This window comes from Tessaracoccus flavus (assembly GCF_001997295.1).
Taxonomy (GTDB): Bacteria; Actinomycetota; Actinomycetes; order Propionibacteriales; family Propionibacteriaceae; genus Arachnia; species Arachnia flava.
Genome location: NZ_CP019605.1, coordinates 2,039,331 through 2,053,374 on the forward strand (window position 1 = coordinate 2,039,331; position 14,044 = coordinate 2,053,374).

14 protein-coding genes are annotated in these 14,044 nt (G+C 69.6%); 5 read left to right on the top strand and 9 right to left on the bottom strand.

Annotated elements, in window-relative coordinates; genetic code table 11:
* The first annotated feature begins 26 nt into the window (after positions 1-26).
* Genes RPIT_RS09425 through RPIT_RS09435 form a run of 3 tightly spaced genes read left to right on the top strand, consistent with a single transcriptional unit; the run spans position 27 to position 3,518 of the window.
* Complete coding sequence (locus RPIT_RS09425; RefSeq protein ID WP_077342614.1) at positions 27-1,379, top strand: nicotinate phosphoribosyltransferase; 1,353 nt, start codon at positions 27-29, stop codon at positions 1,377-1,379.
* Positions 1,380-1,422: 43 nt separating this feature from the next.
* Positions 1,423-1,944 carry an RNA polymerase sigma factor gene (locus RPIT_RS09430; protein WP_077342615.1) on the top strand — a complete coding sequence of 174 codons (522 nt, stop codon included), beginning with the start codon at positions 1,423-1,425 and terminating at the stop codon, positions 1,942-1,944.
* Complete coding sequence (locus RPIT_RS09435; RefSeq protein ID WP_077342617.1) at positions 1,941-3,518, top strand: hypothetical protein; 1,578 nt, start codon at positions 1,941-1,943, stop codon at positions 3,516-3,518. The genes RPIT_RS09430 and RPIT_RS09435 overlap by 4 nt, the downstream gene beginning before the upstream one ends.
* Positions 3,519-3,530: 12 nt before the next feature.
* On the opposite strand, the gene malQ is transcribed toward RPIT_RS09435, so the two are convergent.
* Genes malQ through RPIT_RS09450 form a run of 3 tightly spaced genes read right to left on the bottom strand, consistent with a single transcriptional unit; the run spans position 3,531 to position 7,800 of the window.
* Positions 3,531-5,681: a 4-alpha-glucanotransferase gene (gene malQ / locus RPIT_RS09440; protein ID WP_077342619.1), complete on the bottom strand. Its 2,151-nt coding sequence runs from the start codon at positions 5,679-5,681 to the stop codon at positions 3,531-3,533.
* A gap of 9 nt (positions 5,682-5,690) precedes the next feature.
* The gene (locus tag RPIT_RS09445) at positions 5,691-6,416 is read right to left on the bottom strand and encodes an RDD family protein (RefSeq protein WP_077342621.1); all 726 of its coding nucleotides are present in this window, start codon (positions 6,414-6,416) and stop codon (positions 5,691-5,693) included.
* A gap of 37 nt (positions 6,417-6,453) precedes the next feature.
* On the bottom strand, positions 6,454-7,800 hold the full coding sequence (locus RPIT_RS09450; RefSeq protein WP_162274531.1) for an MFS transporter: 1,347 nt from the start codon (positions 7,798-7,800) through the stop codon (positions 6,454-6,456).
* A 135-nt stretch (positions 7,801-7,935) separates the two neighbouring features.
* Here RPIT_RS09450 and RPIT_RS09455 point away from each other — a divergent pair, with 135 nt between their 5' ends.
* Entirely contained in the window at positions 7,936-8,178 is a 243-nt protein-coding gene (locus RPIT_RS09455; RefSeq protein WP_077342625.1) for a DUF3039 domain-containing protein, read from the top strand.
* Positions 8,179-8,236: 58 nt separating this feature from the next.
* On the opposite strand, the gene ahcY is transcribed toward RPIT_RS09455, so the two are convergent.
* From ahcY to RPIT_RS09485, 6 genes are all read right to left on the bottom strand, one after another.
* The gene (gene ahcY, locus RPIT_RS09460; RefSeq protein ID WP_077342627.1) at positions 8,237-9,634 is read right to left on the bottom strand and encodes an adenosylhomocysteinase; all 1,398 of its coding nucleotides are present in this window, start codon (positions 9,632-9,634) and stop codon (positions 8,237-8,239) included.
* Positions 9,635-9,651: 17 nt separating this feature from the next.
* Positions 9,652-10,080, bottom strand: a complete 429-nt coding sequence (locus RPIT_RS09465) for a type II 3-dehydroquinate dehydratase (protein WP_077342629.1) — start codon at positions 10,078-10,080, stop codon at positions 9,652-9,654.
* A 108-nt stretch (positions 10,081-10,188) separates the two neighbouring features.
* Positions 10,189-11,202, bottom strand: coding sequence for a phosphoheptose isomerase family protein (locus tag RPIT_RS09470; RefSeq protein ID WP_077342631.1), 1,014 nt, complete (start codon positions 11,200-11,202; stop codon positions 10,189-10,191).
* Between the two features lie 2 nt (positions 11,203-11,204).
* The gene (locus RPIT_RS09475) at positions 11,205-11,393 is read right to left on the bottom strand and encodes a Trm112 family protein (protein WP_077342633.1); all 189 of its coding nucleotides are present in this window, start codon (positions 11,391-11,393) and stop codon (positions 11,205-11,207) included.
* Between the two features lie 22 nt (positions 11,394-11,415).
* Complete coding sequence (locus RPIT_RS09480; RefSeq protein WP_077342635.1) at positions 11,416-12,765, bottom strand: phosphohexomutase domain-containing protein; 1,350 nt, start codon at positions 12,763-12,765, stop codon at positions 11,416-11,418.
* Between the two features lie 45 nt (positions 12,766-12,810).
* On the bottom strand, positions 12,811-13,203 hold the full coding sequence (locus tag RPIT_RS09485; protein WP_077342637.1) for a DUF3499 domain-containing protein: 393 nt from the start codon (positions 13,201-13,203) through the stop codon (positions 12,811-12,813).
* Between RPIT_RS09485 and RPIT_RS09490 the strand changes: the two genes are divergently transcribed.
* On the top strand, positions 13,202-13,639 hold the full coding sequence (locus RPIT_RS09490) for a metallopeptidase family protein (RefSeq protein ID WP_077342639.1): 438 nt from the start codon (positions 13,202-13,204) through the stop codon (positions 13,637-13,639). The two genes, RPIT_RS09485 and RPIT_RS09490, sit on opposite strands and share 2 nt — an antisense overlap.
* Positions 13,640-14,044: the final 405 nt, after the last annotated feature.

The following is a 14,044-nucleotide window of genomic DNA, read 5'->3' on the forward strand; positions in this document are numbered from 1 at the left end:
TCTATGGGGCCGATACAGTCGTGCCCATGACAACAGCGTTGCTGACCGACCACTACGAGCTGACGATGGTGCAGGCCGCCATGAACGCAGGCACCGCGAACCGCCGGAGCCTGTTCGACCTGTTCACCCGCCGGCTCCCGTCGGGGCGTCGCTACGGCGTGGCCGCCGGGCTGGGGCGCGCGATCGACGCGATCGAGAACTTCAGGTTCGGCGACGAGGAACTCTCCTACCTGCACGAACGAGGCATCATCCAGGACAACCTGGCCGAGTGGCTGGCCAACTACCACTTCTCCGGCGACATCTGGGGCTACCCCGAGGGCGAGGTGTACTTCCCGGGATCGCCGGTGCTGTCGGTGGAGGGCACGTTCGCCGAGTGCTGCATCCTCGAAACGGTCCTGCTCAGCATCTACAACCACGACTCCGCGATCGCGGCCGCCGCGTCGCGCATGACGGCAATGGCCGGGGACCGCGACTGCGTGGAGATGGGTTCGCGCCGCACCCAGGAGTGGTCCGCGGTGGCAGCCGCCCGGGCCGCGTACGTCGCGGGGTTCGCATCGTCGTCGAACCTCGAGGCGGGGCGGACCTACGGGATACCGACGATCGGCACTGCCGCGCACTCGTTCACGCTGCTGTTCGACACCGAGGAGGACGCCTTCCGCGCCCAGATCGACACCCTCGGTGAGGGCACCGCACTACTGGTGGACACCTACGACGTCGAGTCCGCCATCCGGCTGGGCGTCGAACTGACCGACGGCCGACTCGGCTCGATCCGGCTCGACTCCGGCGACCTCGCAATTATGGCGCGCCAGGCCCGCGACCTCCTGGACGACCTCGGCGCCACCCAGACCAAGATCATCGTGACCTCCGACCTCGACGAGTGGCAGATCGCGATGCTGCAGGGCGCGCCGGTCGACGGCTACGGCGTCGGCACGTCGCTGGTGACCGGCTCGGGCCATCCGACCTGCGGCTTCGTCTACAAGCTCGTCGCGCGGTGCGACTCCGACAACCCCGACGGCGAGCTGAAGCCCGTCGGGAAGAAGTCCAAGGGGAAGAACACCCTGGGCGGCAGGAAGTTCGCCATGAGACGCCGCGGCGAGGACGGGCGCGCCGAGACCGAGGTCATCGGGCTGGGCACCCCGCCGGTCAACGACGGCAACGATCGGGACCTCCTCGTCCCCGTCTTCAAGAAGGGCGAGTTGGTCTACCACGCGACGCTCGAGGACGCGCGTCAGCGCCACCGCGACTCGCTGGCCGAGCTGCCTCTGGCGGCCCGGCGCATCTCGAACGGCGACCCGTCGCTGGAGACCCTCATCCTGGATGAGGAGGGTGCCGAGACCACCAATCCGTACCAGGCCGCCCCCGTCGTGAAGAACATCTGACCGGGCCGCTGTAACATCCGCGCCGCTCGCGACACTTACGGGCATGCAGGCACGTCGTCGGGAACGGTTCGTGAGTCTCTACGAGACCCACGCCGACCGCATCCTGCTCTACTGCCTGCGCCACCTGGCGCGGGCAACGGCCGAGGATGCCGTCGCAGACGTGTTCCTCACCGCTTGGCGGCGCCTCGACGATGTGCCGGAGGAACCTGCCGCGTGGTTGTACGCCACCGCACGAAACGTCATCCGCAACCGCTACCGAGCGCAGGCCACCGGGATCGCCACGGCCGAGCGGGTGGCCCGTCTCCAGGACCTGACCGCTGATTCGGCGGAGGTCACCGCCGGCAGGCGCGCTGATCTGGCGACGGCGCTCGGCGCCTTGACCGACGACGAGCGCGAGGCGCTGCTGCTGACCGTCTGGGACGGGTTGAGCGGCGCCGAGGCGGCCAGCGTCCTCGGCTGCACCCCGGGCGCGCTGCGCGTCCGCCTGCACCGGGCGCGGCAGCGCATGGCCGCCGCCCTCCACGAGACAAGCCCAGAGTTCGCCTGGGAAGGGAGCCCGACATGACCGGCTACGACGACCTCGCCAAGATCCGACCCACCACCCCCAGGGCGCCCGACTGGCCCCGGACGAAGCAACACCTGTTGACCGACATCCTCGGCCGGCGGACAAGGGACGGCCACAACCCCGTGAGGTGGCTGGCGGTCGCTGCCGCTGCTGCTGTGCTCATCGGCGCCGTCGTGATCGGGAGCCAGGCCAGCCGCGGACCGCAGGTGGCGATCCCGGCCGACGCCAGCGCGTCCACCTCGCCCGTGATCCCGGCCGTGCCGACAACTGGCATCCTCGGAGCCGACGTGACCCTCATGGGGAATGGAGATGCGATCGGGATCTGCACGGGCGGCGTCCTCACGTCCCTGCCCCCGGGCTGCTCGCAGGAGCCGCTACCGGTCTCGGGCCTCACCTGGGCCGACGTCGGTTGGCGAGAGGAGTCCGGCTCCTTCCGCTGGGCTGACGCGACGGTGGTCGGCCGGTTCGATGGCCCGGCCTTCGACGTCCAGGCGGTCTTCCCTGCGGACGACCCCGCGGCTCCGCGTCCAGCGTCGAACCTCTGGCCAGACCCGGCTGCCGTCAGCGTTCCCCCCGACGGCCCGACGATCGAGGATCTGATGAGGCTCGACGCAAGGCGCGCCGAGGTAAACGGATGGCTCTCCACAGGACTCATGGACCGCGGCGTGATCGAGGTCACCCTGCTCGTCGACGACCCGGCGACGCGTGAGGCCGTCGCCCAGGCGGCCGGCGACGAGTTCGCTGAGTGGCTGGTCTTCGGACAGCCCTTCTTCTGGCCAGTGAAGGATTTAGGCCCGGCACGTCCCAGCACTCCGCTGGGCGGGACTGCGCCCGCCGACGAGCCCTCCATGATCGCCTCGGGTGTCCTGTTCGACCTCGATGGGGCCCCCGCCCTGTGCGCCGGGATGATCCTCGAGAGCTACCCTCCGCAGTGCGGCGGCGCCCTCGTGCCTCTCGCCGGACTCGCCTGGGAGGACGTGCCGACGCGGCGCCAGGAGGGCGAGCGGGTGTGGTCGGAGATGACGGTGCTCGTCGGCGAGGACGACGGCACTACCTTCCGGGTCGCTCGCGCCTACGCCGCCGACGACCCGGCGGCTCCAACCCCGTCGGGCGCGGGCGTCGCGCTCCCCCAGGACTTTTCGCCGCTGTGCGAGGAACCGGTCGTCGGTTCGGGCACGGCTCTCGGACCCGAGGGCCTCGCAGCAGCCGCGTCCGCGCTGCCCGGGTACGTCGGGTTGTGGATCTCCCCCGACCAGACCACGTTGAACGTCGCCTTCACCGAGGGCGCGGACGAGGCGTCCGCGCTGCTGGCCCCCACTGTGGGAGCGGCGTTCTGCGCAGGCACCGTCGAGGGCATCACGGCCGCCGACGCCGCCGCAGCCACCACGGCTCTCGGGGAGATCGCCGAGACGGCGGGGATCCTGGGCTACGGACACTCCTTCGACCGGACGGGATCCTGGCTCGAGGTCAGCCTGGTGCGCGAGACGCCGGAGGTCATGTCGACGATCAGTGAGGCGATCGGCCCCGACGCCGCCCGGCACCTGAGGCTGTCAGCTCGGATCCAGCGGCGCTGAGCCGCCGGAGCGTCAGCTCCAGCGCGACGCGGGCTGCTCGTCCAACCCGTTCATCACTGCGGCCAGCCGCCTGGGCAACTCCGCCTCGAAGATGTCCTCCAGGCTGATGCGCTCGCCGGAGAGGTCCCGGAGCGGCACCCGCCAGTTGGGGTACTCGTCGATGGTGCCCGGCTGGTTCTGCGTCTGCCGCTCGCCGACCGCGTCGGTCAGCGAGGCCAGCAGCACCTTCGACGGGGTGCGCAGCAGGAACCGGTGGAGCGCCAGCATGACCTCGGTGGGGTCGCTTCGGTGCTCGTCAGCCAACAGGCCCTCCCACACCAGCTTGCCCAGCCAATCGCTCTGCTCCCGACGGGCGTGCTCCAGCTCGACGTCGAGGGGTTCGGTGAGCAGTCCCAGGTCCTCGCGGAGCCGGACGTGGTCACCGGCGAGGTATCCCAGGGTCGGCGGTAGATCGTGCGTGGTCACCGAGGCCATGCAGTATTCGCGCCACCACTGGGCGTCGAGCGGCTGCCCGTGGTGGTCGCTCTCGAACCACAACACTGAGGTGCCGAGGATCCCGCGGCGCGCGAGATAGTCGCGCACCCAGGGCTCCACGGTGCCGAGGTCCTCACCGACGATGAGGGCCTGGGCGCGCTGCGCCTCCAGCGCGAGGATGCCGATCATCGCCTCGTGGTTGTTGCGCACGTAGGTGCCGTGCTTCGGCCCGAGGCCCTCGGGCACCCACCAGAGGCGGAACATGCCGATGATGTGGTCGACCCGCGCGCCGCCGACGCGCCGGAGCGCTGCCGAGACCATCTGACGGAATGGTTCGTACGCCAGCTCGTGGAGCCGGTCGGGGCGCCACGGGGGCTGTCCCCAGTTCTGGCCCGCCTGGTTGTACTGGTCCGGCGGGGCCCCGACGCTCATGCCCTCGGCGAACACGTCGGGCATCATCCACGTCTCCGCGCTCCAGCGGTGCACACCGACCGCGAGGTCGGTGACGATGCCCACCGGCATGCCCACCTCGTCGGCCGCCGTCTGGGCCGCCGACACCTGGGTCTGTGCTGTCCACTGCAGCCACTCGTAGAAGTCGATCTCCTCCGCGTGCTCGGCGGCGAACTCCGCCACCGCGGGGCTGTCGGGGCGGCGCAGCTCCTCCGGCCACATCGGCCACCGCTGCCCGTAGACGGTGCACAGCGTGCTCCAGAGCGCGAACTTGCGCAGGCCCTCTCCCTCGCGGGCCCGGAAATCGTCCAAGGCGATCTGACGCCCGGGACGCAGGCCTGCTCTGTGGACGATGCGGAGCGCCTCGATCTTCAGGGGCCACACCGCGTTCCGGTCGATGATCCCCGACTCCGCCGCCGCCTTCTGGGCCGCCTTGCGCAGGGCCTTGATCTGCTGGCGCTCGATCCGGCCCAGCGTCGCATACTCCGGCACCGCCTCGGGGCGGATGTAGATGGGGTTGATGAAGCGTCTGCTCGCGGGCAGGTACGGCGACGGCTCCATCGGCGGTACCGGCTCGGCCGCGTGCAGCGGGTTGATCAGTGCATAGCCGGCGAACTGGCGCGTCCCGGACCACGTCAGGAGGTCGGCCAGGTCCGCGAGGTCTCCGATCCCCCAGGACTGCTCCGAGGTCACGGAGTAGAGCTGGGTGCCGTAGCCCCAGACCCTGTGGCCGCGCATCCCGGCCGGGAACCCAACGAAGCGGGGCGTGACGATGAGGGCCCCTTCGTGGACCCCGTCGGCGGCCTCCACCACGATCCGGTGGTAGCCGGTCGGGAAGTCGTCTCCGAGCCAGAAAGTGGCCTCGCCGATGGCCCGGTCGTCGAGCCAGCGGTCAGCCTCCCAGTTCTCGACCTGCCATCCGTGCCGTCCCTCGCCGGACTCGAGCCGCACCCAGACGTGAACGTGCGTGCCCGCGGGGACGTGGACGTTGACGTGGACACCCTCGCCCTCCTCCACGACGGTGCAGGCCGGGACGGGGGTGCGCCATCGGTCCTCGTCGAGGCGGTGGAGCGCCGCCTCGGCGGCCTCGGGCGAGCTCGCGTCGACGTCGAACGCGCCGAGCACGGCGACGATCGTCTCGGCGGGAATGGGCACGTGGCGCCCCTTCCAGTCCCAGAACTCCTGGGCGATGCCGAACCGGTCGGCCAACTGGGCGAGGGCGGGGTAAACGTCTGTCACGTTGGCACCTTAACGGATTTTGACGACGCGTGTCTTAGCGATCAGATCGCTAAGGGTCTGCTTCTGCTTGGTGAACAGAGCGAAGAGCGGGTTGATGAACGCGGTGAGCGAAAATCCCCACAACAGAGCGCTGGACAGAGCCCGGATGAGGGACTCGACCGCCGTGAGCTTCGTGCCGACGGGCTTGTCCACCTTGACCACGCGCAGCCCGAGGGCGAGCTGACCCACCGTCGCGCTCATCGTCAGGTAGAGGACGAAGCGGTAGACGAACCAGAGCGCGAGGCTGACGATCGTCAGGATCTGCAAAGCCGAGGTGAGTCCGGGGCTGAATCCAGGCAACGCACCACCGGGGCTCTCGGTGGCGATGAGGACCTCCCTCATCCACAGTTCCATCTCGGCGGTCACGCGGGCCCAGAGTCCTGTCACCCGACCGATGATGGACATGAGGATCCAGATGAGAATGCTGTCGAGGATGAAGCCGAGCATGCGGGCTCCGAAGCCGGCCAGGCGAGGATCCGGCGCACCCGCGCCGTAGCCGGCGGGCGCCTGCGCGTAGCTGTAGTCGCGCTGCTCCGCACCGTACCCCCCGGCACTCGGCGTCGGGGTGGGGGGCGCGTACCTGGGTCGGTCTCTCGTGGACTGCGACCAGGCGACCCCATCCCAGTAGCGCTCAGCGTCTGCTCCGGCGGGGTCGGGGTACCACCCGGGGGGCGGCTGCTGCGGCGAGTTCGACATGCGGCCCAGTCTGCCACGCCGCTCGGACCGACCGCGATCAGGCGTGGAGTTCGTTCGCTATCCGGCCGATCCGGCGGCTCAGGACCACCGCGGCGAGCGAGAGCACCAGTGTCGCGGACAGCGCGGTCGTGTAGCTCAGCTTCTGAGGCTCCGCCGCGAGGAGAGCCGTATAGAGACCGCCAGCGACTGCCGTGATGACCGCATTGCCAATCGATTCGGCCACCTGCATCGAGGACTGGTGGCGCCCCTGCTCGAACTGGGTCGACAGCGCCATGACCGCCACCGCAGAGCTGGGCATGGTCAGGCCCATGCCGAGGCCGCTGATGACCCAGCCCAGAAGCCCCACGAACAGATGGATCGACGGCACCCACGCGAAGACGACGATGACGGCGATGCCGGTGGACGAGGCGATCGCGCCCAGCGTGATGAACGCATCCCTGGTCAGCCGCACCCACCCCTGCGACTGCAGCCACGAGCCCAGCGTCCAGCCGACGCTGCCGACGGTCAGCGCAAGGCCGACGTCGAACGGGGTGAGTCCGCGCAGGTCCTGGAGCGTCACGAGCAGGATGGTCTCGGCCGCGAAGAACGAGCCGGCCTGCAGAGCGCGGGTCAGGACCACGCTGGGGATGCCGGGCCCAAGCCCTCGGGTGCGGGGGGCGAGGATACGGGGCACCCCCCAGACCAATAGGGCCACGCCGGCGACCCCCGACGCGACGCTCACCCAGCCGAGCTTCTGGCCCGCCAACAGGATGAGCGACGGCGCCATCGCGACCGCGGCCGTCGGCCAGGCGGCGATCCGAGGCACCTCGTCGGTGTCAGGTTCGAAGTCCGCCTGGACCCGCCGCAACCCGGGCCGGGTGATGGCCACCGAGACGAACACGAGCGGCAGCATGAGCGCGAAGACCAGCCGCCAGTCGATCCGGGTCAGGGCCGCGGCGACCGGCGGGCCGATGAACGCCGGCAGGAGCCAGCAGAACGAGATGAGCGCCATCACCTTGGGCCGCGACCTGCCGTCGAACCCGTGCGCCACTGTCACCGAGAGGGTCAGGTTGAGCGCGCCTGCGCCGAGGCCCTGGATGAGCCTGGCCACCAGCAGCACCCACACGTTGGGAGCGAGGGACCCGACCACCAGTCCGGCGACGAAGAGCCCGAAACCGGCGTACATCGGCCCGGCGGGACCCTTGAGGTCGGCGACCCTGCCGGCGGCGATCGTCGCCACGAGCATCCCGGACACGAACGTCGTGAACGCCCACGGATAGAGATGCGGGGTCTCGAAATACCCCATGATCGTCGGCAGGGCCGTCGCGATCCCGATGGTCTGAAACGCGATCGCGAAGACCGACAGCATGATGCCTGCGATCAGCACCCGTCGCCCCGCCTCCATGACCCCTCCTTGTGGATAACTTGAGCAATTGTTATGGGTCGACGCCCGAACTGGCGCGTCTACCGGCGTGTCGCAGCGTTGACCCATCTCACTTGCTCAACTCAGTCGGGTGCCACCGCGGTTAGGATTGGGGCCATGAGCGAACTGGCCCCCGGATCACAGACCGTCGTCGACGAACGCACCGAGCTGTTCGAGGACGGCGACCAAGACCGCTTCTCGCACTACGTCCCCAAGGACAAGCTGACCGCGGCCCTCGTCAACGGGACCCCCGTCGTCGCCCTCTGCGGCAAGGTCTGGGTGCCGTCCAAGAACCCCGAGAAGTACCCGGTCTGCCCGGAGTGCAAGGAGATCTGGCAGTCCCTTAACCCCGGCGAGTGACGGCTGAGCCTGGATCCACCGATTGGTCGCGCAGCGGCGGGGAATCGGTGACCCAGGCTTAGTAGCGGTAGCTGTCCGGCTTGAACGGTCCCTCGACCGGCACACCGAGATAGGCCGCCTGCTCCTGCGTGAGCGTCGTCAGCTCGACGCCGAGGGCCGCGAGGTGGAGCCGCGCGACCTCCTCGTCGAGGTGCTTCGGCAGCACGTAGACGCCGACGGGGTACTCGTCGGGCTTCGTGAACAGCTCGATCTGCGCCAGCACCTGGTTGGTGAAGGAGTTGCTCATGACGAAGGAGGGGTGACCGGTCGCGTTGCCGAGGTTCAGCAGCCTGCCCTCGCTCAGCACCAGCACCGAGTGACCGTCGGCGAAGCGCCACTCGTGCACCTGCGGCTTGACCTCGACCTTGTCGACATCGGCGCGCCGCTCGAGCCCCGCCATGTCGATCTCGTTGTCGAAGTGGCCGATGTTGCCGACGATGGCCTGGTGCTTCATCCGGGCCATCTGGTCGGCGGTGATCACATCGCGGCACCCTGTGGCGGTCACGAAGATGTCCGCGCTCTCCACGACGCTGTCGAGCGCCGCCACCTGGTAGCCGTCCATGGCCGCCTGAAGCGCGCAGATCGGGTCCACCTCGGTGACGATGACGCGCGCACCCTGGCCGCGGAGCGACTCCGCGCAGCCCTTGCCGACGTCGCCGTAGCCGCACACCACGGCAACCTTGCCGCCGATCAGCACGTCGGTGGCGCGGTTGATTCCGTCGATGAGCGAGTGGCGGCAGCCGTACTTGTTGTCGAACTTCGACTTCGTCACCGAGTCGTTGACGTTGATCGCCGGGAAGAGCAGCGTCTGGTCCCGCTCCATCTCGTAGAGACGGTGGACACCGGTGGTGGTCTCCTCGGTCACGCCGCGGACCGCGGCCGCGAGCGCCTCCCAGTCCACGACGCCATGGGCATCGCGCAGGGTCTGCTTGACTACGCGGAACTCGTGGGAATCGTCGTCGGTGTCGGCGGGCACCTCGCCCGCACGCTGGGCCGCCACCCCCTGGTGGACCAGCAGCGTCGCGTCGCCGCCGTCGTCGAGGATCATGTTGGGCTGCCCGCCGTCGGGCCAGTCCAGGATCTGGCGGGTGCACCACCAGTACTCCTCCAGCGTCTCGCCCTTCCACGCGAAGACAGGGATACCGGCCGCGGCGATGGCGGCCGCGGCGTGGTCCTGGGTCGAGAAGATGTTGCACGACGCCCAGCGGACCTCTGCCCCGAGCGCCACGAGCGTCTCGATCAGCACCGCCGTCTGGACCGTCATGTGGAGGGACCCCGCGATGCGCGCCCCCTTCAACGGCTGCGAATCGCCGAAGCGCTCCCGCATGGCCATGAGGCCGGGCATCTCGTGCTCGGCGAGGGTGATTTCTCTGCGCCCGAAGTCGGTCAGGGTGATGTCAGCTACGCGGTAATCCACGGGCCAACCCTACCCGGTCAGGCGCTGGCCACCACGTGCGCGAGCGCCAGGTCGTATCCGCCCACACCACAGCCGACGATGATGCCGCTGGCGTTGGCCGACAACACGCTGTGGCGGCGGAACTCCTCCCGCGCGTGGACGTTGGAGATGTGGACCTCGACGTAGAAGGGCACGAGCGCCGCGGCGTCGGCGATCGCGTAGGAGTAGTGCGTCCAGGCGCCGGCGTTGAGGACGACGGCGGCCTGGGCGTCCGCGGCTTCGTGCAGCCACGTGATCATCTCGCCCTCGTGCTCGGTCTGCCGGACCTCGACGTCCAGCCCCATCCCCTCGCCCGTCTCGACAAGGTGCGCTGCGAGGTCGCTGTAGGTGACCGCGCCGTAGACATCCGTCTGCCGGGTGCCGAGGCGACCGAGGTTGGGGCCGTTGAGGACGAAGACCTTGCGCATGGCCTGAGCTTAGCCTCGATCCACCGATTCCCCGCTGCTACGCGACCCCATGCAGGCACACCGGCATCGCCGATCACGCTCAAGGTACGCGTGGTCACGCCCCAGGGGTCACGGCTCCGTCAGGCCGATCTCCAGGTAGGCGGCTCCGTAGAGCCCGCGCTGCAGCAGGGTGACGTAGCGCTCCACGTCGGTGGCCCCCAGGTCCGCCTCGCCCGAAGAAATGCGGGTGATGCGGGCCCCGACGGACTCGGCTCGGTCGGCCAGCCGGCGGGCGGTGCCCCGCAGCCGGTCCGGCAGCTTGTCGTCGTCGAGCAGCACGAGGCACGGCGAGTCCTCGTCGCCGCCGTCGAACGGGTCGGCGAACGGGTCTCGCCGGTGGGCGGAGCTGAGCAGGGTGTCGAGTTCGGCGGCATCCGCCGCAAGGGCCGGGCGACCGCTGGCGCGACGGATGGCCTCGGCAATCCTGCGGGAGGCACGTGCGGCGAGCACGGTGCCGCCCCAGATGAGGGGAAGGCAGTCGGCCAGGCACAACGCCAGTTCCTTGCCGGGGTTCTCCGACAGATCCCGTCCCGGTGCGCAGGCCTCGGCGACGAGGTCCGCCGCATCAGCGACGTGCTCCGGACGGACCTGCGGGCCCAACCCGATCTCGCCGAGGATCGCCAGCACGGCCACCGCTGCCGCCATCGGGTCGGGTTCGGCGCTCGGCACCAGGGTCGTCGACGACGACGCCGTGACCGACGCGAGGGTCGAGTCGTCGGGGGCGGCGACGACCAGGGTCGCGCCCCGCCGGGCCGCCTCCGCGGCGCACTGCAGCACCCATTCGGGAGTGTCGTAGCCCCCGAGCACGATCGTGAGGTCGAGCGGCCCCACCCAGGCCGGCAGGCCCGGGCCCGGCCACGCCATGAACGGAACGGGGCAGGTGGCCTCGAGCACGGCCCGCACCAGGCGTGCCTCTGAGCCGAGCGCGAGGATGCCGCGGGGGCGGTCGGCCTGCTCGAGATGCCCGAGAGGCTCGGTGAGCGCGGCGCGCCGGATCCGGGCTCCCGTCTGGGCCAGGTGCCTGAGTCCCTGATGCGTCTCCAGACCCGCATCCTCGAGACGGGCGTCGTCGAAGATTCGCATGGTCACTGGGTAGATCGCGCCTGGTCGATGAGGAGCACCGGGATGTTGTCCCGGACCGGGTAGGCCAGTCCGCAAGCTTCGTTGGTGCAGACCAGTTCCTTCGCGTCGTAGTCGACGGCGAACTTCGCGTGGCACGCGGGGCACGCCGCGATCGCGAGGAACTCGGGGGTCAGCTGCATCGTGTCGTCCATGGGCTCTCCTTTTCCAGCAACTCTAGCCCTGCCGCACGAGGTCGAGAACCTCATCACGCAGCCGCTCCATCGTCACGACGTCGCGCGCCTCGACGTTGAGCCGCAGGAGGGGTTCGGTATTGCTCGGCCGCACGTTGAGCCACCACTGCTCATCGAGGTTGCGGACGGTCAGGCCATCGACCCAGTCCACCTCGCCGCGACCGGAGAAGACGTCCGCCACAGACTCCATCACCGCCGTCGCGTCGTCGACGGTGGAGTTCAGTTCACCCGACCGGACGTAGCCGTCGTAGACAGCGGCGAGCTCCGAGAGCGGAACCGACGCCTCCCGCACCATCTCGATGACGTGGAGGGCGGCCAGCATGCCGGTGTCGGCCGACCAGAAGTCGCGGAAGTAGTAGTGGGCCGAATGCTCACCGCCGAAGACGGCACCGGTCTCGGCCATGAGCGCCTTGACGTAGGTGTGGCCGACCTTCGAGCTGGCGATCTCACCCCCTCGCTCCGCCACGGCCTGCGCAACGCTCCAGGAGGTGATGGTGTTGGTCACGATCGTTGAGCCCGGATACTTGTCCAGCTCCGCCACGGCGATCATCGCGGTGATGACCGAGGGGTCGACCACCTGGCCGCGCTCGTCGATGATGAAGCAGCGGTCGGCGTCGCCGTCGAAGACCAGCCCAAGATCGGCCCGGTGCTCGATCACCGCGCGCTGGGCATCCTCGAGGTTCTCCGGCTCGAGCGGGTTGGCAGGGTGGTTCGGGAACGAGCCGTCGAGCTCGAGGTAGAGGCCGACGATCTCGACCGACCTCCCCGACAACGCCCGCTGTGCGGTGTGGCCCGCCATCCCGTTGCCGGCGTCGACGACGACGATGAGCTCCCGGCCTCCGCGACGCGGGACGAGCTCGGTCAGCTTGTCGGCGTAGGGGCCCAACGCATCAAGCTCCCGGTAGCCTCCGGTCACGTCGCCGCCCACCTGCACCTCAGAAGCCGCGTGCCGCAGGCGCGTGAGGAAGTCCGCGGGGACGGGCCGCGCGTCCGCGAGGCAGAACTTGATGCCGTTGTACTCGGCCGGGTTGTGGCTCGCGGTCAGTTGCACCCCGGGGATCCCGAGCCAGCCGGAGGCGAACCACAGCTGATCGGTCGAACTCAGCCCGATGTCGACGACCGACGCGCCGGCACGGCGGGCGCCGTCGGCGAACGCCTCGGCCAGCTCCTCCCCCAAGACCCGCATGTCGCGCCCCAGGACGAACTCCTCAGGTGTCAGCAATTGGGCGTAGGCGGCTCCGAGCTGCCGTGCGCCGTGGGCATCCCACTGCGCGTCAGGTCCGACGACGATGCCCCTGATGTCGTTGGCCTTGAAGATCTTCGGATCGAGCACCGGCTCAGCCTAGCCGTCCGGCCGCGCGTCGGAGCCTGGTCGCGCTCACTCGGCCGAGACGAGCCGAAGGTGGCCGCCTCGTCCCTCGACAGGCGGCGCCGGAACGGGCTCGGGGGCGGGTTCGTCGTGGCGGAGCCCGATGGCCCGCACAGCCTCGGCAAGGGCCATCAGGTCGTCGGAGGGGGCCGTCGGTTCCGGTTCGTGCCCGTCCAGCGGGAGGCGGATCACGTCCCAGCCCTGTGGGGCGCTGGTACGTTCAGCGTGCCTCGCGCACAGGTCGTAGGTGCCGGGCTCGGGGCTCTGCGCGAGCGGACCCAGGACCGCAGTCGAGTCCGCATAGACGTATGTCAACGTCGCGATCGCGGGGGCGCCACAGGCGGTTCGGGTACAGCTACGCACCCACCGAAGGTAGCCGAATCGGGCGTATTGTGGCCGCATGCCACGCAGACGAGATCGACATGGGCGCGGGATCCGAGGCCCGCTCGCCGCCCCCAATCCGCTTCTCGGGCGCCCCGTGCCCCTCTTCCGTCCGGGTCGGGTCGACTTCTTCAACGACTGCGTGACCTCGGCCATGGCCGATATCGCCTCGATCGCTCCGGGTGCCCTCAACGGCATCGTCGTCGGCGTGGAGGACGTGCCGCAGCTCAACCTGACGTGGTCGGGCGACCGCGTGCCTCTGTCGGCCGCGCTGGAACCGAGCCGCGGCCGTCGGGCGCAGATCGTGATCTATCAGCGTCCGCTGGAACACCGGGCGTCCTCCCGAGGCGAACTGCGCCGTCTCGTGCACCGCACCATCGTGGAGCAGCTGAGCACGCTGACCGGCCGCAGCATCGACGAGTTGGTGGGCGAGGACCCGGACTGGGACGACTTCTGATCCGGTGCCGATCGGTGGTCGAGGGTCGAGACTGAGTCCCCGGCACGCCCAAGGCCGAGGATTCGCCAACCGTCCGACCCGAACGCCAACACGGATCACGAAACGCCAACCAGCGGGGCTGAACGCCAATGCAGAGGCGCTAACGCCAACGGTTGGCTGGAAACGCCAACGGGGAGGCGCGAACGCCAACGGTTGGCTGGAACGCCAATCGGCAGCCCGGAACGCCGACGAGACTCAGCGATGCCCGTGATATCTCAGGGGCGTCCCTGAGGCTCGCGGGCGCGGCGGGATATCGGTTGGCGTTGTGCGCGGTCGGTTGGCGTTTCCTCCTGCGCGTTGGCGTTCCCCTTTGCGCGTTGGCGTTCCCCTTTGCGCGTTGGCGTTTCCTTCTGCGCGTTGGCGTTT

Bases quoted from the DNA above. Each gene is read 5' to 3' on its own strand.
- RPIT_RS09455 (WP_077342625.1), top strand. From the start codon at position 7,936: ATGAGCGAACTGGCCCCCGGATCACAGACCGTCGTCGACGAACGCACC.
- RPIT_RS09450 (WP_162274531.1), bottom strand. From the start codon at position 7,800: ATGGAGGCGGGGCGACGGGTGCTGATCGCAGGCATCATGCTGTCGGTC.
- RPIT_RS09430 (WP_077342615.1), top strand. From the start codon at position 1,423: ATGCAGGCACGTCGTCGGGAACGGTTCGTGAGTCTCTACGAGACCCAC.
- RPIT_RS09435 (WP_077342617.1), top strand. From the start codon at position 1,941: ATGACCGGCTACGACGACCTCGCCAAGATCCGACCCACCACCCCCAGG.
- RPIT_RS09465 (WP_077342629.1), bottom strand. From the start codon at position 10,080: ATGCGCAAGGTCTTCGTCCTCAACGGCCCCAACCTCGGTCGCCTCGGC.
- RPIT_RS09475 (WP_077342633.1), bottom strand. From the start codon at position 11,393: ATGGACGACACGATGCAGCTGACCCCCGAGTTCCTCGCGATCGCGGCG.
- RPIT_RS09490 (WP_077342639.1), top strand. From the start codon at position 13,202: ATGCCACGCAGACGAGATCGACATGGGCGCGGGATCCGAGGCCCGCTC.
- RPIT_RS09470 (WP_077342631.1), bottom strand. From the start codon at position 11,202: ATGCGAATCTTCGACGACGCCCGTCTCGAGGATGCGGGTCTGGAGACG.
- RPIT_RS09425 (WP_077342614.1), top strand. From the start codon at position 27: ATGACAACAGCGTTGCTGACCGACCACTACGAGCTGACGATGGTGCAG.
- RPIT_RS09485 (WP_077342637.1), bottom strand. From the start codon at position 13,203: ATGCGGCCACAATACGCCCGATTCGGCTACCTTCGGTGGGTGCGTAGC.
- RPIT_RS09445 (WP_077342621.1), bottom strand. From the start codon at position 6,416: ATGTCGAACTCGCCGCAGCAGCCGCCCCCCGGGTGGTACCCCGACCCC.